The sequence below is a fragment of the Sphingomonas sp. Leaf208 genome, from assembly GCF_001421415.1.
GTDB lineage: Bacteria > Pseudomonadota > Alphaproteobacteria > Sphingomonadales > Sphingomonadaceae > Sphingomonas.
The window spans coordinates 332,471-351,762 of sequence record NZ_LMKH01000036.1 but is presented as its reverse complement, the minus strand read 5'-3'; the positions used below and the strand labels follow the sequence as shown (position 1 = coordinate 351,762).

The window sequence follows — 19,292 nt, the reverse complement described above, 5'->3', positions numbered from 1 at the left end:
CGGGACACTGGGCGCGAGACAATGCTGGCACCGCGGACCCGGTTCACGCGTAGTACTGGCATGGCAAAACTCGGCGACTGGCTCGAACCGCATCCGCACGGCATCCTCGTCAAGCCGATCGACGCCTGGATCGACCCTTCGATCCCGACCGCCAAGGCCCTCGTCACGCACGGCCATGCCGATCACGCCCGCGGTGGCCACGAAGCCGTCTGGGCCACACCCGAGACGCTGGCGATCATGGACGCGCGCTACGGCCCGCAGGCCGGCCACCCCGTTGCTTACGGCGAGACGATCCGGATGGGAGAGGTGGACATCGGCTTTGTCCCCGCCGGCCACGTTCTCGGCTCCGCACAGATCGTGCTCGACTATCGCGGCGAGCGGATCGTCGTCTCGGGGGATTACAAACGCCGTGCGGATCCGACCTGCACCCCGTTCGAACCCGTCAAATGCGACGTCTTCATCACCGAAGCCACGTTCGGCCTGCCGGTCTTCCGCCACCCCGACACCGGTGACGAGATCGACAAGCTGATCGCCGCGCTCCACGCCAACCCCGATCGCTGCGTCGTCGTCGGCGCCTACGCGCTCGGCAAGGCGCAACGCGTGATCGCCGAATTGCGCGAACGCGGCCACGAGGCACCGATCTACATCCACGGCGCGCTGCAACGGCTGTGCGATCTCTATGCCGAGCACGGGGTCAGGCTCGGCGAACTGCTCCCCGTGGCGGATGCGAAGAAGGCGGATATGGCGGGACACGTCGTGATGTGTCCGCCCGGCGCGCTCAACGATCGCTGGTCGCGGCGGCTGCCCGACCCGATCACCGCGATGGCGAGCGGCTGGATGCGTGTCCGGGGCCGTGCGCGCCAGAAGAACGTGGAGCTCCCGCTGATCCTCAGCGATCATGCCGACTGGGACGAACTCATCGCCACGCTGACCGAGATCGCGCCGAAGGAGGTGTGGGTCACGCACGGCCGCGAGGACGCGCTGGTCCACTGGTGCATGACTCGCCAGATCAAGGCACGCGCGCTCGCGCTCGTGGGGTTCGAGGACGAGGACGACTGAGCCCTTGCGCTTTGTGGAGGCTGCGGCAGGATAGGGTATCGCTTCTGTCACAAGGATATCCCGTGGCCCGTTCGACCAAGTTCGCCGCCCTGTTGCTGCTCGCGCTTTCCACCACCGCCGTCGCGCAGGACGCGCCGAAGAAGGACAAGTCCGAGACCAACGCCGACCGGATGAAGGCCGAGGCGGAGGCGGACTACGCCAACGCTCCCATCGCCGAGCAGGAGGTCAAGTCGAAGGGGCGCGTCACCGTCGGCGGCAAGTCGCTCGGCTATACCGCGACCGTCGGCACGCTGACGCTGCGCGATACCGAGGGCAAGCCGACCGCCAGCCTGTTCTACACCGGCTACACGCTCGACGGCGTGAAGCCCGGCACCAAGCGTCCGGTGACGTTCTTCTACAATGGTGGGCCGGGCTCGCCCAGCTTCTGGCTGCACATGGGCTCGTTCGCGCCGGTTCGGTTGCGCACGGCCAACCCCGAATACATCAAGCCCGCGCCCTATGATTTCGGTCCCAATCCCGACACGCTGCTCGACAAGACCGACATGGTGTTCATCGACGCAGTCGGCACCGGCTATTCGCGGCCGCTGGGCGATACCAAGCCGTCCGCCTTCTACGGCGTCGACGAGGATGCCGACGCGTTCGCCAAGGGCATCCTGCGCTACGCCACGAAATACGGCCGCTGGAACAGTCCGAAATTCCTGTTCGGCGAAAGCTACGGCACCACGCGCTCGGGTGCGCTCGCATACCAGTTGCAGGATCGCGGGATGGCACTGAACGGCGTGGTGCTGCTGTCGTCGATCATGAACTATGGCTATCGCCAGCCTGGGCTCGACGAGATCTACCTCAACTATTTGCCGAGCTATGCGGCGAGCGCCTGGTATCATAACCGGCTCCAGAACCGCCCTGCCGACGTCGCCACCACGGTCGCCGAAGCGCGTGCATTCGCGACCGGACCCTATGCGGCGGCACTGTCGAAGGGCCAGACGATCCCGGATGCGGAACGCGATGCGGTCGCCAACCGGATGAGTCAGCTGATCGGCATCTCGCCCGACTTCATCAAGCGCGCCAACCTCCGCATCGATCTCGCCCGTTTCCAGAAGGAACTGTTGCGTGATCAACGTCTCACGCTCGGCCGGTTCGACTCGCGCTACACCGGCGTCGACAGCGACGCGGCGGGCGAGCGGCCGGAGACGGACGCGTCGGACACCGCGATCGCCGGCGCGTTCATCGCCACGTTCAACGATTACGTGACGCACACGCTCGGCTACAAGACCGAGATGCCGTACCGCCTCAGCGCGCGTGACGCGCCCGGCTGGACGTGGAACTGGAAGCACGATGCGCCGGGTCGCGGCGGCCAGTCGCAGAACAACCCCAACACCGCGGTCGATCTGGCGGCGGCGATGCGCGAGAATCCGTATCTCAACGTACTGTCGATGAACGGCTATTATGACATGGCGACGCCGTTCTTTGGGACGGAGAACGACCTCGGGCACATGATGCTCGATCCCTCACGGCAGCGGAACCTGGCGTTTCGCTATTATCCTGCGGGGCACATGACGTATCTCAACCCCGAGGCGCTGCACCAGATGAAGGCGGACCTGGCACGCTGGTACGATCAGGCGATCGGCGAGGCGCGGAGCGCAACGCCGCCGGGTGGCGCAAGCGTGTCGGGGGCGGGGGACTCGGGGCAGGTTCCGAACTGAGCCATTCCTGAGTACGCCACCCCGGAGGAGGCCGGGGCCCAGTTGGGAAACGTAGCTGAGGGATGTTGCGCGTCGTTACTTAGGACCCGCCAACTGGGCCCCGGCCTCCGCCGGGGTGGTGCTGTCTTTCGAAACGTAATCCTCCCACCCGCGCGCAACGCCTACCGAACCCCCTCCAGCGCTTTTGCACGCCGCCGCTGTACCGAACTTCCGATCCCGAGCGCCTCGCGGTACTTTGCAACGGTCCGCCGCGCGATGTCGAAGCCCTTGGCGTTGAGCAGTTCGACCAGCGTATCATCCGACAGGATCTTCGCACCCTCGGTGTCGATCAGCGCCCGAATCGCCGATTTCACCGCTTGTGCCGATACCGCCTCGCCGCCGTCCGCGGACTGGATCGCGCTCGTGAAGAAGTATTTCAGCTCGTACAGCCCGCGCGCGCACGACACGTATTTGTTGCTCGTCACGCGGCTGACGGTCGATTCGTGCATCTCGATAGCGTCGGCTACCTGGCGCAGCGTCAGCGGGCGGAGATGCGCGACGCCCTTCAGGAAGAACGCCTCCTGCTGCTTCACGATCTCGGTCGCGACCTTGATGATCGTCCGCTGGCGCTGGTCGAGCGCCTTCACCAGCCAGTTCGCGCTCGCGAGGCAATCACTCAGCCAAGCCTTCGACGCCTTGTCCTGCTGCCCGCCCGACAATTCGGTGTAATAGCTGCGATTGACCAGCACGCGCGGCAGCGTGGTGGCGTTGATCTCGATCGCCCAGCCCGCCTTGGTCCGCGCCACGAACAGGTCCGGCGTCACCGACTGCGCCGGCTCGCCCCCGTATCGGCACCCCGGCTTCGGATCATAACCGCGCAATTCGCGGATCATGTCGGCCATGTCCTCGTCGTCGACATCGCACATCCGCTTCAGCCGCGTCAGTTCACCGCGCGCGAGCAGATCGAGGTTGTCGATCAACCGCGCCATGCACGGATCGTAGCGATCCGCCTCCTTCGCCTGCAACGCGAGGCACTCCGAAAGATCGCGCGCGCCGACGCCGGTCGGATCGAACGTCTGGATCGTCGCCAGCACCCCCTCGACACGCACCAGCGGCACGCCGAGCCGGTTGGCGATGTCGAGCAACGACACGGTCAGGTAGCCCGCCTCGTCGATCTGGTCGATTAGGTGCGCGGCGATGAACGCGTCGTCGCGAGGGATCGCCGGACCGGCCTGTGCGAGCAGGTGATCCGCGAGGCTGAGGCTGGTATCGGCGAACGCGTCGAGATCGGGGCCGTCTTCACCGCCCGCTCCCCCCGCGCTCGCGCCGGTCATCGAGAGCGCGCCGTCCATCCCGCTGCCGCCGTCGGCGACGCTGTCCTGCTGGTGGCTTTCGGTGGCGTAGTCGACATCGAGCGTCGGTTCGTCGCCTGCGCCGGTGCCCGAGACCAGTTCGTCGGCTGCCACGCGTTCGTCGCGGACTTCGGGGACGGGCTCGCGGTCGGGCGCGTCGCTATCCTCGGCGGCGCTGGCTTCAAGCAACGGGTTGCGCTCGACCTCCTCGGCGATGAACCCCTCGATCTCCAGGTTCGACAGCGCCAGCAGCTTGATCGCCTGCTGAAGCTGCGGGGTCATCACCAGCGACTGCGACTGGCGGATATCCAGGCGAGGGGCGAGGCTCACTAGATCCTCCCCTGCAAGGGGAGGTGGCGGCGCGAAGCGTCGACGGAGGGGGGGCGCGTCAGACGCTGCGTTCGCGGAGGGCCCCCTCCACCAGCTCCGCTGGTCCCCCTCCCCGTGCCGAGGAGGAATGGATGCGTGAGCTTGTCCATCGGCTTAAAGCGAGAAGCCTTCGCCGAGATACAGCCGCCGGACATTCGCATCCGCGACCAGTTCCTCGGGCGAGCCGGAGAACAGCACCCGGCCGTCGTAGATGATGTACGCGCGATCCACGATCTCCAGTGTCTCGCGAACGTTGTGGTCGGTGATCAGCACGCCGATATCGCGGCGCTTGAGGTCCTTTACCAGATCGCGGATGTCGGCGATCGAGATCGGATCGATACCGGCAAAAGGCTCGTCGAGCAGCATGATCGACGGATCCGCCGCCAGCGCGCGCGCGATTTCCGCACGCCGCCGCTCGCCACCCGACAGCGCCATCGCCGGTGCAGCACGGAGCCGAGTCAAACCGAACTCCTCCAGCAGCGTATTGAGTTTCCGCTGGCGCGCCGCCTTGTCCGGCTCGGACAACTCCAGCACGGTCAGGATGTTCTTCTCGATCGTCAGCCCGCGAAAGATCGACGTCTCCTGCGGCAGATAGCCCAAGCCCAGAATCGCGCGCCGGTACATCGGCAGCTTCGTGATGTCTTCGCCGTCGAGCATGATCCGGCCCGAATCCGGCTTTACCAAGCCCATCACCGAGTAGAAGCACGTCGTCTTGCCCGCGCCGTTCGGCCCGAGCAGCCCGACGACTTCACCGCGCCCGACCGACACCGACACGTCGGTCAGCACGACGCGCTTGTCGTAGGACTTCGCGATCGAGACGACCTGAAGTCCGTTGTTCACCGGAGGCTCGGAAATCGGCGCGACGTCCTCAATCGGGGGCAGCGTGGTGGCGTCCATGGGATCAGGCCCTCGCAATAATCAGTCGCCGAACACTCGGCATGAATGGTGCCGCCGAACGCTCGGCAGACGGTTGGCAGGAAACATGCAGGAGCGCGCCGTTCGAGGGAAGCCCTCGCGACATGCTCACCCGCTCAGTTGCGCTTGGGGACCGAGAACGTACCGGTCACGCGACCGCCGGTCTGCGTGACGGTGCCACCGCTCGCCGCCGATCCGCCCGCGCTCCCGCCCGCGACCGATGACCCGTCGATCACCGAACGCCCGGTGTCGAGGTTCATCGTCAGGCGTCCGCCGTTCACGGTGTTCCCCGCCTGCGTCAGCGTCACCGCGCCGAGCATCGTGATGACGCGGCGGTTGAGATCGTAGATCGCATACTGGCTGCGCGCGGTCTGGTCGGGGCGCTTGACGATCACGCCGCCCGATGCATCGAGCCGCGAGACCTGCGGGTTTCCGCCGATTACCTGGCCGGTGTAGGCGACCGTCATTCGCGCCGAGTTCAGCGTCATCTCGGCCTGCTTGACCGCGACGTTGCCCGAAAGGATCGCGCGGTTCGCCTTGTCCTGCAATTCGATATGGTCCGCACCGAAATCGATCGGGGCGTTGGAGTTATGCGATTGCTGCGCGACCGCAGTCGTGGAGAGCAAAAGGCCAGACAAGCCGGCAAGGATGTGGGGAGCGCGCATGGCGGCTATTTCGGCCCTCTGGGGATGATCCGCAAGCGCGCATTGCCATCGAGCGTCACGGTCCGCTCTTCCAGGTTCGCGCGCAGCTTGTTCGCGCTGAACGTCCCCTGCTGGACGGTGCCGGTCGCAGCCCCGCCGCTTTCAAGCGTGCGCGCCTTCATGTCGATCGTCGCGTTGGTGGTCTTCAGGTCGTAGCCACCTGCTGCGGTGGCGTTCAGCGGACCGAACAGCTGCACCTTCTCGGTATCCATGTCGTAGCGGCCGGTGTTCGCCTTGATGTTGGCGGGGCCGTCGGTCAGCTGGATCTGTGCGGCGAGCTGGTTGAGCTGGACGATCGGCTCGGCCGAGCTTTTCTGGATCGCCGAGGCCGCGTCGAGCGTGAACGCCTGGCCCTTGGTATCCTCGCCGCGATAGCGCGCGACCTGCGTCTTCATCCGCTCCTGCGCGACGTCGACCTTGTTCTTGTCGAGCAGGAACGACACGTCGCCCCCCGCGGTCAGCGGCGCCATCACCAGGAACGCCGCCAGCACGCCGATCGCGGTCGGCAGGCCGACGCGGGCGATAGCCACGAACCGATCGTGACTGCCACCGGGCGCGGCCCAGTCCTGTCGCGCGCTACGGACGCGACGGGCGACGGGTGAGGGGGGCGGAACGTCCATCAAGCGTGTGCGAAAATGTCGATTTCGGGCCAGCCGGCGATATCGAGCGCGGCACGAGTCGGCAGGAAGTCGAAGCACGCTTGCGCGAGCTCCATCCGGCCTTCGCGAATCAATCGCTTGTCGAGCTCGGTCCGCAGCCGGTGGAGAAAGCGGACGTCCGACGCCGCATAATCCTTCTGCGCCTCGGACAGTTCGGGGCTGCCCCAGTCCGACGACTGCTGCTGCTTCGAGATATCCTGGCCGAGCAGTTCGCGGACGATTTCCTTGAGACCGTGACGATCGGTGTAGGTCCGCACCAGCCGCGACGCGATCTTGGTGCAGTATACCGGTGCCGCGACCACCCCGAGATAATATTGAACCGCGGCGATATCGAACCGACCGAAGTGATAGAGCTTCACGCGCGCCGGATCGGCCAACAACGCCTTCAGATTGGGCGCGTCGTAGCCGGCACCCGCGGCGAATCGGACGAGGTGCTCGTCGGGGCCGCCATCGGAAAGCTGGACGAGACACAACCGGTCGCGAGGCGTGATCAGCCCCATCGTCTCGGTATCGACGGCGATCGCGGCGCCGGCCGCGAACAGGTCGGCGGGAATGTCGCCTTCGTGGAGATGAACTGTCATGCGCCGGCCGTAGCCGCCCGAAGCTTAACGCTCAATGCCTCTATATGCGTCACCGATCCAAATCAGGCGACAAGAAGGCTTTGCGATCGTTGATGCGACGAGTCGTGGCTGGCGCGCGACACTTGCGCCAGTATCGATCCAAATCGAGCGCCCTCGGATCAGAATCTATTCGCGACGGCTTGTATTTTGCGCTAAGGGTCCCCTCAAGGCGCAAAAGGTTTCGCGCTGGAAAACCTGCGTTCGTCGTCCGGCACAAGGGTTTTGAGAAATTTGCGGGCGAACCGGGAAGACGAACAGAGCTTATGGGTTTCGATAAAGGTGGCCGCGGGAACCGTGGCGGGCGTGGCCGCGACAAGCGCGACAGCTTCGGCGGCGGCGACAACGAGTTCGGCGGCGGCAGCAGCTTTGGCGGTGGCGGCGATCGGTTCGGCGGCGGCGGCGGTAGCAGCTATGGCGGCGGCGGTGGCTCGAGCTACGGTGGCGGCGGTGGCAGCAGCTACGGCGGCGGCAGCAGCTTCGGTGGCGGCAGCGGCGGCGGCGGCGGTGGTTACCGCGGCGGCGGCGGTGGCGGCGGCTTCTCGGGCGGTGGCGGCGGCGGCGGTGGTCGCGGCATGCCTCCCCAGGTTGTCGGCGAAGGCACGGGCGTCGTAAAGTTCTTCAACGCGCAGAAGGGCTTCGGCTTCGTCGTTCGCGATGACGGCGGCGAGGACGTGTTCGTCCACATCAGCGCCGTCGAGCAGGCCGGCATGGTCGCTCTCGCCGAGGGGCAGCCGCTCGGCTTCACGCTCGTCGACCGCGGTGGCCGTATCTCGGCAACCGACCTCAAGATCGACGGCGAGCCGATGGCCGTCACCGATCGCGGCCCGCCGCGTGACCGTGATGCTGGCCCGGGCGCGCCTCGTGGTGGCGATCGCGACCGTGACGGTGGTGCAGGTGGCGCACAGCGTCAGCTTACCGGCGAGAAGGCGACCGGTACGGTCAAGTTCTTCAACGCGATGAAGGGCTTCGGCTTTATCCAGCGCGACGACGGACAGCCTGACGCATTCGTCCACATCTCGGCCGTCGAGCGCGCCGGCATGTCGACGCTGAACGAGGGCGACAAGCTCGAGTTCGAGCTTGAGGTTGATCGTCGCGGCAAGTACGCAGCGGTGAACCTGAGCGCAGGCGGCTGATAGCTGTCTGACTCAGAACGCTGGTCGTACCGTGTTCGGTAGGATAATGATTGCGGCCGGTCTTGCTTTGGCGGGACCGGCCGTTCTCGTTTCATCGTCTTCGCTGTCGTCCGCGGCGCAGGCCGGGCAGGGTGCTGTCGCAGCTCCGCGCGAGCCGACCCGCGTGCCGGTGTTCTCGGCAACGATCGTCGCGCGCTATCCGCACGACCGCACCGCGTTCACCGAAGGGCTGCTCTGGCACGACGGTGCGCTGTACGAGAGCACGGGGCAGGAGCGCCAATCCGACGTCCGCCGCGTCGCGCTCAAGGACGGCAAGATCCTCGCCAGAGCGCGAATCGACCCTGCGCAGTTCGGCGAAGGCCTCGCGCTGTGGAAGGACCAGCTCGTCAGCCTCACCTGGCACGACGGCATCGCGCACCGCTGGGACGTTCGCACGCTGAAACCCAAAGGCCAAAACCGCTACACCGGCGAAGGCTGGGGGCTGACGAGCGACGGCGTCTCGCTGCTTCAGTCCGACGGCAGCCCCGATATCATCGTCCGCGATCCGCTCACTCTCGCCGAACGCAAACGCGTGGCGGTAACGATCGACGGGCGCCCATTACGCGACATCAACGAACTCGAATATGTCCACGGCGCGCTGCTCGCCAACGTCTGGCACACCGGCTTCCTCGTCCGCATCGATCCCGCGTCCGGCAAGGTGACCGCGGTCATCGACCTCCGTCCGCTGGTCGCCGAAGTCGCCGCGACCGATCCAGAGGCGGTCCTCAACGGCATCGCCTGGGACGCGAAGGCCGACCGGTTGTTCGTGACGGGCAAATACTGGCCGACGCTCTTCGAAATAAAGATTGCCGCCACGCCGCAATAGTTGCGCGTTTCCGTTTCCCCGACAACGCACCCTTACTTGTTCTCCCGCGAAGGCGGGAGCCCAGACTGGACTCCCGCCTTCGCGGGAGAACAAATAGTGCTGCCGCCATGCCGCTTAGAGCCTAACTCGTCATCCCAGCGAAAGCTGGGGTATCTCCGTTTGGCAGGCGCGTGCCCCACATGCTGCGATCCCAGCGTTCGCTGGATGACGGTTGGGAGGCGGAAGTTCGGGACAGTGTCGGGATTGTAATAGGGGTCACAAGATAGCGTATCGCCCAGCCTTAAAACCCATGCCCCGCACTCGGCGCCACCGCCCGTATCGTCGCCAGCACATGCCGCAGCAGGCCATCCGCATCGTGACGGATATTATGCCCCCCCGGCATCCCGACCTTCCGCGCGTTCGCCGTCGTCAGCAGCGGGCACAGGCTGTCGGTTTCCTCCACCCCATAGATGCAGGTGAGTGGCGCCCAGGTCAGCTGGTTACCGGTGGTCGCGCCCATGCTGTCGGGCGTGCCGTGATCGTACAGCAAGCTGGACGGATCGGCGCGATAGAAGACCGTGTCACCCGGCAGTATCAGCACGATCGCGGCAACGCGTGGCCGCAAGTCCGCCGGCAGGTTGGCGAGTCCGGTCTGGACGATATCCGCGCCGTAGGATTGCCCCATCACCACGACCCGCTTCGCCCCGGTCCGCGAGAGCGCCGTCCGCACGCCATCCGCGATGATCGCATCGAGTTCCTGTCGCGTCCGATGATGCGCGAACAGCGCCGGCGTAGTGATCCCGACGACCGGAATGCCGTGCTCGGTCAGCCCCCGCGAGGTCGACGCGCCCAGCAGGAACCGCAGCCCCATGTCGCCCGAAAAATTCACCACCGCGATCGGCGGCGGCCCCGACGCGTGCACGCCGATCGCCGGATACACATGCACCGGGTCGCGGTCGAAATAGCCGGCGAGGTAGACGAACAGCACGACGATCGCGGACACGATACCAGTCACCCACGCACCGCGCCGCCAGCGTCGTGCCGCTACCGTGCGTGGATATTTCCTACTTTTCACCGGATCGTCCTGACTTGTACCAAGACCGGGTCAATACCCCGCACGGCCACGCACTTCCATGACGCGCGGATTACGTGATCATCCGCTTGAGCGTCTCGATCCGGTCCGCCTCCGCCGCGGGCTTGTCCGTCCGGATCCGCGCGATCCGGGGAAAGCGCATCGCCACGCCCGATTTGTGCCGCTTCGAATCGTGCAGCGAATCGAACGCGATCTCCAGCACCAGCGTCTTCTCGACCTCGCGTACCGGCCCGAACCGGTTCTGCGTGTGGTTGCGCACGAAGCTGTCAAGCATTTTGAGCTCTTCGTCGGTGATCCCCGAATAGGCTTTCCCGACCGGGAGCAGTTCGCCCTCTTCGGTCCAGCAGCCGAAGGTATAGTCGGAATAATAAGACGACCGCCGCCCCGAGCCACGCTGCGCGTACATCATCACGCAGTCGGCGGTCAGCGGATCACGCTTCCATTTATACCAGAGCCCGGCACGGCGCCCGCCGACGTACGGCGAATCGCGACGCTTCAGCATGACGCCTTCGATCGCCGAGTCGCGCGCGGTCGCACGGATCGCCTCCAGCGCGGTGAAGTCATCCGCCTCGATCACGACGCTCAGATCGAACCGTTCGGAATCGAGTTGCGGCACGAACGCCTCCAACCGCTTCCGCCGCTCGGTCCAGGGTAGCGCGCGCAAATCCTCGTCGCCATCGATCAGCAGATCGTAAAGCCGCACGAACGCGGGATAGTCCGCCAGCATCTTTGCCGACACCGTCTTGCGCCCGAGCCTTTGCTGCAACGCGTTGAAGCTCGCCGCCCCGCCGCCATCCTCCAGCGTCCCGCCCTGATGCTCGCCCTTCACCAGCAGTTCGCCGTCGACCGTCCCCGGCGTCCGGAACGCAGCTGCAATCTCGGGGAAGCTGCCCGTCACGTCGTCACCGGTGCGACTGTAGAGTCGCGTCTCACCTGCAACATGGACGATCTGCACGCGGATGCCGTCCCATTTCCACTCGGCGGCATAGTCGACGAGATCGACGCGCAGGTCTTCGAGTCCGTGCGCGAGCATGAACGGCCGAAATACGGGGACGTCCGCCGGCGTCGGCTGCTCTCCGGTCCCCTCCGCCCAGGCGAACAGGCTCGGATACGGCGCATCGAGCCCGTGCCAGACCTCCTCGACCGCATCGACGTCGAGCCCGAACGCATCGGCGAGCGCCGTCTTCGCCAACCGCGCCGACACGCCGATCCGCAACGCGCCCGTCGCCATCTTGAGCAATGCGAACCGCTCCTCGGCATCGGACCGATCGAGCATATCCGCCAGCGCACCCGGCGCATCGGCCCGCGACAACGCCGCCAGCCGCTCGACGACATCGGTGATCGACAAGGGCGTCGGATCCACCGGCACCGTCGGCTCAGGCCAAAGCAGCGCCACCGTCTCCGCGGTATCGCCGACATAATCGCGGCTCATCCGGAACAGCACCGGGTCGACGCGCTCCTCGATCAACCCGCGGATCACAGCGGACTTCACGCCCTTGAGATCGAGATCGCCGGTCAGCGCCGCCATCGCCCAGCCACGATCCGGATCCGGCGTCGCGCGCAGGTAATCCGCAATCAGCTTCAGCTTGGCGTTACGCGACCGGGTGTAGGTGAGCGAGTCGAGCAGGGCGGCAAAAGCGTGCATCGTCGGTAAACGCACCTGCCGCCCGAAGGGATGCAGAGGCGAAACGACCGCCGGCGGGCGGCCCCGGCGACGGTCAATCCGCAGTTTTGAAAGTTGCCGGGCAGTTGAGGGTGGAGTGGCCTAACAATCCTCCCCTTGCGGGGGAGGATTGAGGCGACGGCGCCGCTCTCAACCCTTTCGGCTAGCCTCGAACAGGAACCACGCACGCTCTTCGGCATGATCGGTCCACTCGTCGACGATCCCGCTCGTCGCGTTGTCCTTCGCCGCGTCGGCAGCGTCCTTGACGATGCGGAACTGCTCGACGAGCTTGAGATTATCTTCGCGCAGTTCGGCGAGCATCTCGGTCGGGCCGACGAACGCCATGTCGTTGTCGGCGATCGTCTGATGCCGCGAAATATCCCCGATCGAGCGCAGCGTCGTGTTGCCGGTCTTACGCACGCGCTCGGCGATCGCGTCGGTCACGCCGATGATCTGCGCGGACTGGTCGTCGAGCAGCAAATGATAGTCGCGAAAATGCGGCCCCGACATGTGCCAGTGGAAATTCTTGGTCTTGAGATACAGCGCATAGCAATCGGCGAGCGCGGCGTTCAGCGCATCGGCGACCGACTTGGTGCTGTTGCTCGGCAGGTCGGTCGGCGTGTCGAGGGCAGGGTTGATCTCGGCCATGTTTAGCTCCCGTTGGAAAGTCGTCGCGTGAACGATCCGAACGCAAACTTGCTCCCGGCCGTCAGACCAATCGTAGTGCGCCGAGCGCCAGGACGATACCGAAGATCAGAAACACGGTGCCGATGGCGATGCGGAGCGGCTTGAGCGGCAGTTTAAGCAAAGCTGCCTCGCCCATCAGCGCGGCGGGGACGATCACCACCAGCGAGCCGATCGTCGCGCCGATCGCCGCGAGGGCCGGGACAGCCGTCCGCGCGGCGAGCGTCAGGACGATGAACTGAACGCCGTCGCCGAAAGCCAGGATGAACAGGCCAAGCGCGGTGGTGGCGATCGCGCCGATCTTCCAGCGATCCAGCCGCTCGGGTGCCTTGGCCGGAAAGAACGATCCACCACCCTGCAACAGCAACGCGAGCGCGAGCATCAGTTGTTGCGCATTGGGGGCAAGCTTCGGCCCGATCACCGCGCCGAGCGCCGCCGCCAAGCCGCTCGCCGCGACCAACGCCAGCGCCGCCATCGCGATCACAAGACCCGGCTTTCGGTATCGGTCCGACAGGATTGCCGCGAGCCACGCCGTTCGATCGCCGAACTGTGCGAGCGCCGCCGCGACCAGCGCTGCCATCAACGCGTCCATGAATTATTCCGCAAGGCGCACCGAACACGCCGCGGCGAACGCATGGCACGCCTGGACGTCCTGCCGCTCGCACCCGACCGCATCGCGCAGGATCGACAGCCAGCCATGCACCAGCGCGCCATGCTCGCCGCGCGACAGGGCCGAATCGACGAAGTGCGCGACGGTCACCGCCGGGTTGAGGCCGTTGGTATGCGCGATCACGCGGATCGCATCGATCTCGGTGGCGATGTCGCAGGGGCGGGAATAGGGCGCTCGGACATCGATTGCCGCGATTCGCGCGGCGAGATCGGCTTTCACCGCGATCATGTCGTCGATTCGAACCAGCGCCTGCCCCACGATCCCGCTCCTATCTTTATCTGATGATATGATGCGCTTGTGGTAGTGAATAGCGGGTTAAATGACGGGTCTCGGCATGCAGCGACAGGGTAAAGCTTGACTTCGCTCCCTGTGTCCGCCATGCGCCGCCCCTGATGGAGCGGCGGCGTCAGTTCGCCGCTTTCGCATTTTCAAGCCATAGGAATTGGGCTCATGGCCAAGCCGACCACCGTAAAGATCAAGCTGCTCAGCACCGCTGACACCGGCTTCTTCTACGTCACCAAGAAGAATCCCCGTACCAAGACGGAGAAGCTCTCCTTCTCGAAGTACGATCCCGTCGTGCGCAAGCATGTCGAGTTCAAGGAAGCCAAGATCAAGTAATCTGGTCGGCGGTGCGAACCGCCGTCTGATTGCAACGATCCGAAAAGCCGCGGGGTAGCCCTCGCGGCTTTTGGCGTTTGTGATTCCCTTCCGTTCGTCCCTCCCCCTTCCGTTTGCCCCCTCTCCCGTTCGTCCTGAGTAGCCATCGAGTAGTCGCCGTAGGCGGCGTATCGAGATGGCGTATCGAAGGACAGGTTGGCGCGCGGAACCCATGCTTCGATACGAGCCCTCAATACGCTTCTGACGAAGCTACCCGGTCTCTACTCAGCACGAACGGGGGTGGGGGTTCGGGTAGGCGGCGAATTTCAGGTGGAAGCAACGGGCAGGCGGAGCAGATGGATATCCGCGCGCTCCCACCTCAGATCAGCGCCCCCACCGCATCCATGAACCGCGCCAGGCTGATCGGCTTGGACACATACGAGTCCGCCCCGGCAGCCCGGATCCGCTCCTCGTCCTCGCGCCCAGCATACGCGGTCACCGCCATCACCGGGATCGCGCGCAGATCATCGTCCGCCTTCAGTTCGAGGATGATCTCGTAGCCGGTGACGTGCGGCATCTGGATGTCCATGATGATCAGGTCGGGCACGAATTCCCGCGCTTTCGCAACGGCTTCGCGGCCGTCGCGCACGGGCTCGACGTCGAACTGATGCGCGCGCAACAGGTCGCAGAATAATTTGAGGTTGAGTTCGTTGTCCTCGACAACGAGCACCTTCTTTGTCACCGCCGCACCTTATCCGGAAAGAGGGCACGATAGGCAATGCGCGACCGTGATTCAAACGAAGACGCCGAAGCGCTCGCCCTGCGCGCGCTGGTATGGACGCTAGTCGAACCCGATCGCGCTATGCGATTGCTGTCGGTGACCGGCCTTGAGCCGCATGACCTCCGCGCTCGGGCGAGCGACCCGACGGTGCTGTCCGCGGCGCTCGGTTTCCTCGAAAACCACGAGCCGGACCTGATCGCTTGCGCCGAATCGCTCGGCGTGAAACCCGAGGCACTCGTCCGCGCCCGTATGGAGCTCGAAGCATGAGGCCGTTGCTGATCAGCGATTGCGACGAAGTGCTGCTGCACATGGTCAAGCATTTCGGCGTCTGGCTCGACGAGCGCCACGACATCGATTTCGCGATCCAGCACGGCGATTTCTCGACCGCGATGACGCGGCGTGACGGTGGCCCGCCGCCGTCGCGCGAGGACATGTGGGCGATGCTGGGTGAGTTCTTTCCCGGCGAGATGCACCGCCAGACGCTGGTACCGCATGCGGTCGAGGCGCTGGAGCGGCTGGCCCAGGTGGCGGACATCGTCATCCTCACCAACCTCCAAGACGAATGCCGCCAGCCGCGGATCGAACAACTGGCGAAGTTCGGCATCGAACACCGGGTCGAATGCAACCAGGGCGGCAAGGGGACGCCGGTGTCGCGGCTGGTCGAGGAATATGGCTCGCCGGTGACGGTGTTCGTCGACGATCTCGCGGTGCATCACGAGTCGGTCCACAAGCACGCGCCGGGGGTGCACCGGCTGCACATGGTGTCGGAGCCGACGCTGGCGGTGAGCGTGCCGAAGGCGCCCGAGGCGCACGCGCGGATCGACGATTGGCGCGAGGCGGCGGACTGGATCGCCGCACGGTTCGAAGCGGGTTTGCCGGCGGACGCCTAAAGACCTCGTTGGAAAGGTGCCGAGGACAAGCAATCTTCCCACGCTAGGGGGAGGTGGCAGGCGTAGCCTGACGGAGGGGGAGGTAAGGGAAAACCACCGTTCCGTGTCCTGCCCCTCCGACGCCTACGGCGCCACCTCCCCCTGGCGGGGGAGGATCGATCGGAGGGCGGTCCGGACCAAGGGCGTGGAGTAGACTCACTTGACCCATCCCCCACCGCTGTGGTGATACCTCACCCATGACCGATCGTATCGACCGCAAGCTCGAAGAGCTGGGCCTCACCCTCCCGCAGGCTGCCGCACCCGTGGCGTCCTACGTCCCGACCGTGCTGGCGAACGGCATGCTTCACATCTCCGGCCAGTTGCCGTTCAAGGACGGCGCGCTGGTTACCGGTCGCGTCGGAGACGGCGTCTCGCTCGAAGACGCGCAGGAAGCTGCCAAGCTCTGCGCGCTCATGCTCGTCGCACAGATGAAGGCCGCTCTCGGCACGCTCGGTCGCGTCGAGCGGATCGTGAAGCTTGGCGTATTCGTCAACTCGACCGGCGATTTCACCGATCAGGCGAAGGTCGCTAACGGCGCATCGGACTTGATGGTTGCGCTGTTCGGGGATGCCGGCAAGCATGCGCGCGCGGCTGTCGGCGTTCCTGTCCTCCCGCTCGGCGCCGCTGTCGAGGTCGACGCGATCGTTCAAGTTTCCGCCTGACATCCTTGTTCTCCCGCGAAAGCGGGAGCCCAGGGTTACCAAGCGCAGCCCATGTGGTCCTGGGCTCCCGCCTTGCCGGGAGATCAGCGTATGGACGGGCGCCTGTTTTCCTTCGAGATAAGCTGACGCGCCCTTTGCTATCGGCACCCCGCTACCCCAAATGTCGCGGATGAACGCCGTCACAGCCCGCATCGCCCAAGGCGTCACCTCGATCGCGGCCGCGGACTGGGAGGCATGCTCCGGCACCGCCAACCCGTTCGTCGGCCACGCCTTCCTCTCCGCGCTCGAAGCGTCGAAAAGCGTCGGCGGCCGCTCCGGCTGGCAGGCGCTGCCGGTGGTGGTCGACGGCCCCGACGGCAAACCCGCGGGGATCGCGCCCGCCTACGCCAAGAGCCACAGCCAGGGCGAATACGTCTTCGACCAGGGCTGGGCGGACGCATGGGAGCGGGCAGGGGGGCAATATTACCCCAAGCTCCAGATCGCGGCGCCGTTCAGCCCTGTACCCGGCCCGCGACTGCTGCTCCGCGACCCCGACCAAGCCCCCGCGCTGATCGCCGCGCTGGAGGCGGTGACCGACCAGAGCGGGCTATCCTCCGCCCACGCCACTTTCATCGACCCCGACGAAGTGGCGCTGTTCGAGGCGGCAGGCTGGCTGATCCGGCAGGGCACGCAGTTCCATTGGAAGAACGAGGGATACGCCAGCTTCGACGACTTCCTCGCCGTCCTCGCCAGCCGCAAGCGCAAGGCGATCCGCAAGGAACGCGCCGCCGCCGTCGAAGGCCTGACGATCCGCCACCTCGTCGGTCCCGAGATCACGCCCGAGCACTGGGATGCGTTCTGGGACTTCTACCAGGACACCGGCAGCCGCAAATGGGGCCAACCGTACCTCACGCGCGGCTTCTTCGACCAGATCGGCAAGACGATGGGCGACCGCGTGCTCCTCATCGTCGCGGAGCGCGACGGCGTACCGATCGCCGGTGCGCTCAACCTGATCGGCGACGACACGCTCTACGGCCGATACTGGGGCGCGACGGAGGAGGTGCCGTTCCTCCATTTCGAACTCTGCTATTACCAGGCGATCGACGCCGCCATCGCGCGGGGCTTGAAGACGGTCGAGGCCGGCGCACAGGGCGAACACAAGCTCGCGCGCGGCTATGCCCCGGTCGCGACCTATTCCGCGCACTACATCCCCGACCCGAACTTCCGCCGCGCGATCGCCGACTATCTCGTCCGCGAGCGCGAAGCCGTCGCCGAGCAGCAGGAGTATCTCGGCGAGCTCACTCCGTTCCGGCGGGGCGAGCAGCAGCAGCTCGGTTGACGCGGTACAACAGGCTCGTGCCGTCACGCCGGATCAGCGTCAGGTCGCGGACCAGCCTGGAATCGAACTTCGGCGGGTGGATCAGCCACACGTAATCGAACGCATCGCGCGGGAATTTCTGCAGCGCCACGCCGATCGGCCGCCAGAACTGGCCACGGCACTTGATGTCGCTGACGATCTCCGACGGGTCATGCGCAAAGCCCTTCGCCGCCGGATAGTGCGTCGTCATCAACTGCGCGCCCGCCATCGACCACTGGTCGTTGGTGAACGCCAGTCGCCGCTCCAGCAGCAGCGCGGGCACATGCTCGAGCCGCGAATAGGCCCAGTCGTCGCGACAGCGCCGCCCGACGAACGACACGACCCGCGAGCGCTCGGGCACCGTATCGATCGCCGCGATCGCCTGGTCGTAGCTGCGATCGTACATAAGGTAGCTGACCGTCGTCCCCGCCAGCCGCACGCCGAAGAACGCAAAGCCCAGCACCGCAAGCACCGCCGCGCCGCGTAGCGACAGCCCGTGCCGCGGCCGCAACGCGATCACCGCGATCCCGAGCATGAACGGCGCGAGTCGCATGTCGGCATAGGCCGAGCCGAACACGATCCGCGGCAACAGGATATACACGATCGCGAGGAACAGCGCCGACAGGCTTAGGTTGCGCGAATACTCGATCGTCTGGTCGCGCACGCCGCGGAACAGGATCACGAACAACACGGTGACCGAGGCGATGTCGAACGTCATCCACCGATCGCGCAGGACCATCGTGATCCAGTTCATCTTCCAGCGCCAGTTGAACCAGTCCTGCGTCTTGCCGCCGACATGATCACCCGAGCGCCAGACGATCATCATCACCATCGGCAGCGCCAGCGGCAGGCAGTTCAGCCCCGCCTGGATGCACGCCTTGAACCAACCATGCGCCCAGCTCTTGGGATCGCTGTCGCGACGGATGTCGTGCTGGCGGATCAGCTCTGCGGAAAAGGCGAGCACGCCCAGCACACCCCAGCCAAACGTATGGCACAGCCACAATAGGCACGAGACGGGGACGAAGATGATGGTCCGCAGCTGCCGCCGGTCGAGCCGCCCCATCCGCAGCCACAGTGCGAACAGGTTGAGCGCGAGTGCCATGCCGAGCGCGAAATTCACGAATCCGAACTGGAACGGATAGCTGTAGGCGAGCGGCAGCGCGAACAATGCGGTCGCGGGGATGCGCCCGTGCACCTCGCGCGCGATCCACAGCAGCCCGGTCACGGTGAGCGCGGGGATCGCCATCACGATCAGCTTCACCGCCAGCTGCAACCCGAAGATCGGCGCGAGCGGCACGATCAGCAGGTCGATGCCGAGGTTGCCGATCATCTGCCAACGGAAGTTATACCATTGATTCAACCAGGGATTGTCGGCGATCGCCAGCTGGACGCGGTACCGCCCCATATGCCCGGGCAGGTCGACCAGCGGCGGTATTTCTGGCCACAGCAACGGTATGATCGATGCGATCGCAACCGCGGCAACGAATGCGCGCGTCTGCCACCAATGCAGCTTTTCCCCCTGAGTAATCATATCGTCGAA

The 19,292-nt window shown here is 65.6% G+C and carries 21 protein-coding genes; 9 read left to right on the top strand and 12 right to left on the bottom strand.

Annotated features, from left to right (window positions below; translation table 11 throughout):
* Positions 1 to 60 precede the first annotated feature (60 nt).
* Together ASE69_RS19220 and ASE69_RS19215 are read left to right on the top strand one after the other, a co-directional pair.
* Positions 61 to 1,059, top strand: coding sequence for a ligase-associated DNA damage response exonuclease (locus ASE69_RS19220; protein ID WP_056490098.1), 999 nt, complete (start codon positions 61 to 63; stop codon positions 1,057 to 1,059).
* A gap of 62 nt (positions 1,060 to 1,121) precedes the next feature.
* Positions 1,122 to 2,762: a S10 family peptidase gene (locus ASE69_RS19215; protein WP_056490096.1), complete on the top strand. Its 1,641-nt coding sequence runs from the start codon at positions 1,122 to 1,124 to the stop codon at positions 2,760 to 2,762.
* A 161-nt stretch (positions 2,763 to 2,923) separates the two neighbouring features.
* Here the strand turns inward: ASE69_RS19215 and rpoN are convergent, their stop codons facing one another.
* The 5 genes from rpoN to ASE69_RS19190 form a co-directional block, all read right to left on the bottom strand.
* Positions 2,924 to 4,423, bottom strand: a complete 1,500-nt coding sequence (gene rpoN, locus ASE69_RS19210; RefSeq protein ID WP_056490094.1) for an RNA polymerase factor sigma-54 — start codon at positions 4,421 to 4,423, stop codon at positions 2,924 to 2,926.
* 153 nt (positions 4,424 to 4,576) lie between these two features.
* A complete protein-coding gene (gene lptB / locus ASE69_RS19205; RefSeq protein ID WP_056490090.1) occupies positions 4,577 to 5,359 on the bottom strand; it encodes an LPS export ABC transporter ATP-binding protein in 783 nt (260 codons plus the stop codon).
* 134 nt (positions 5,360 to 5,493) lie between these two features.
* Positions 5,494 to 6,042, bottom strand: coding sequence for an LptA/OstA family protein (locus ASE69_RS19200; protein ID WP_056490087.1), 549 nt, complete (start codon positions 6,040 to 6,042; stop codon positions 5,494 to 5,496).
* Between the two features lie 5 nt (positions 6,043 to 6,047).
* The gene (gene lptC / locus ASE69_RS19195) at positions 6,048 to 6,701 is read right to left on the bottom strand and encodes an LPS export ABC transporter periplasmic protein LptC (protein ID WP_056063592.1); all 654 of its coding nucleotides are present in this window, start codon (positions 6,699 to 6,701) and stop codon (positions 6,048 to 6,050) included.
* Complete coding sequence (locus tag ASE69_RS19190) at positions 6,701 to 7,321, bottom strand: ribonuclease D (RefSeq protein ID WP_056063589.1); 621 nt, start codon at positions 7,319 to 7,321, stop codon at positions 6,701 to 6,703. The genes lptC and ASE69_RS19190 overlap by 1 nt, the downstream gene beginning before the upstream one ends.
* 302 nt (positions 7,322 to 7,623) lie before the next feature.
* Between ASE69_RS19190 and ASE69_RS23285 the strand changes: the two genes are divergently transcribed.
* Together ASE69_RS23285 and ASE69_RS19180 are read left to right on the top strand one after the other, a co-directional pair.
* Positions 7,624 to 8,493, top strand: coding sequence for a cold-shock protein (locus tag ASE69_RS23285; RefSeq protein WP_056490084.1), 870 nt, complete (start codon positions 7,624 to 7,626; stop codon positions 8,491 to 8,493).
* A 46-nt stretch (positions 8,494 to 8,539) separates the two neighbouring features.
* Positions 8,540 to 9,358, top strand: coding sequence for a glutaminyl-peptide cyclotransferase (locus tag ASE69_RS19180; RefSeq protein ID WP_056490081.1), 819 nt, complete (start codon positions 8,540 to 8,542; stop codon positions 9,356 to 9,358).
* A 280-nt stretch (positions 9,359 to 9,638) separates the two neighbouring features.
* On the opposite strand, the gene ASE69_RS19175 is transcribed toward ASE69_RS19180, so the two are convergent.
* The 5 genes from ASE69_RS19175 to ASE69_RS19155 form a co-directional block, all read right to left on the bottom strand.
* On the bottom strand, positions 9,639 to 10,412 hold the full coding sequence (locus ASE69_RS19175; protein WP_056490079.1) for an AcvB/VirJ family lysyl-phosphatidylglycerol hydrolase: 774 nt from the start codon (positions 10,410 to 10,412) through the stop codon (positions 9,639 to 9,641).
* Between the two features lie 70 nt (positions 10,413 to 10,482).
* On the bottom strand, positions 10,483 to 12,075 hold the full coding sequence (locus tag ASE69_RS19170) for a cisplatin damage response ATP-dependent DNA ligase (protein ID WP_056490075.1): 1,593 nt from the start codon (positions 12,073 to 12,075) through the stop codon (positions 10,483 to 10,485).
* Positions 12,076 to 12,243: 168 nt separating this feature from the next.
* The gene (locus ASE69_RS19165) at positions 12,244 to 12,741 is read right to left on the bottom strand and encodes a Dps family protein (protein ID WP_056063578.1); all 498 of its coding nucleotides are present in this window, start codon (positions 12,739 to 12,741) and stop codon (positions 12,244 to 12,246) included.
* A gap of 61 nt (positions 12,742 to 12,802) precedes the next feature.
* The gene (locus ASE69_RS19160) at positions 12,803 to 13,369 is read right to left on the bottom strand and encodes a TMEM165/GDT1 family protein (protein WP_056490066.1); all 567 of its coding nucleotides are present in this window, start codon (positions 13,367 to 13,369) and stop codon (positions 12,803 to 12,805) included.
* A gap of 3 nt (positions 13,370 to 13,372) precedes the next feature.
* Positions 13,373 to 13,705 (bottom strand): hypothetical protein, encoded by a 333-nt coding sequence (locus ASE69_RS19155; RefSeq protein ID WP_235518990.1) that lies wholly within the window; start codon positions 13,703 to 13,705, stop codon positions 13,373 to 13,375.
* 192 nt (positions 13,706 to 13,897) lie between these two features.
* Between ASE69_RS19155 and rpmG the strand changes: the two genes are divergently transcribed.
* Positions 13,898 to 14,065, top strand: coding sequence for a 50S ribosomal protein L33 (rpmG, locus tag ASE69_RS19150; protein WP_055881863.1), 168 nt, complete (start codon positions 13,898 to 13,900; stop codon positions 14,063 to 14,065).
* Between the two features lie 358 nt (positions 14,066 to 14,423).
* Here the strand turns inward: rpmG and ASE69_RS19145 are convergent, their stop codons facing one another.
* On the bottom strand, positions 14,424 to 14,786 hold the full coding sequence (locus tag ASE69_RS19145) for a response regulator (RefSeq protein ID WP_056490063.1): 363 nt from the start codon (positions 14,784 to 14,786) through the stop codon (positions 14,424 to 14,426).
* A gap of 36 nt (positions 14,787 to 14,822) precedes the next feature.
* Here ASE69_RS19145 and ASE69_RS19140 point away from each other — a divergent pair, with 36 nt between their 5' ends.
* The 4 genes from ASE69_RS19140 to ASE69_RS19125 all read left to right on the top strand — a co-directional run bounded on the left by ASE69_RS19140 (position 14,823) and on the right by ASE69_RS19125 (position 17,734).
* Positions 14,823 to 15,092, top strand: coding sequence for a DUF3572 domain-containing protein (locus ASE69_RS19140; RefSeq protein WP_056490061.1), 270 nt, complete (start codon positions 14,823 to 14,825; stop codon positions 15,090 to 15,092).
* Positions 15,089 to 15,715: a hypothetical protein gene (locus tag ASE69_RS19135; protein WP_056490058.1), complete on the top strand. Its 627-nt coding sequence runs from the start codon at positions 15,089 to 15,091 to the stop codon at positions 15,713 to 15,715. Before ASE69_RS19140 ends, ASE69_RS19135 begins: the two co-directional genes overlap by 4 nt.
* 236 nt (positions 15,716 to 15,951) lie before the next feature.
* On the top strand, positions 15,952 to 16,416 hold the full coding sequence (locus tag ASE69_RS19130) for a RidA family protein (protein WP_056490055.1): 465 nt from the start codon (positions 15,952 to 15,954) through the stop codon (positions 16,414 to 16,416).
* Between the two features lie 169 nt (positions 16,417 to 16,585).
* Positions 16,586 to 17,734: a GNAT family N-acetyltransferase gene (locus tag ASE69_RS19125; protein ID WP_056490358.1), complete on the top strand. Its 1,149-nt coding sequence runs from the start codon at positions 16,586 to 16,588 to the stop codon at positions 17,732 to 17,734.
* Here the strand turns inward: ASE69_RS19125 and ASE69_RS19120 are convergent.
* On the bottom strand, positions 17,694 to 19,283 hold the full coding sequence (locus tag ASE69_RS19120; RefSeq protein ID WP_200924204.1) for a hypothetical protein: 1,590 nt from the start codon (positions 19,281 to 19,283) through the stop codon (positions 17,694 to 17,696). The two genes, ASE69_RS19125 and ASE69_RS19120, sit on opposite strands and share 41 nt — an antisense overlap.
* Positions 19,284 to 19,292: the final 9 nt, after the last annotated feature.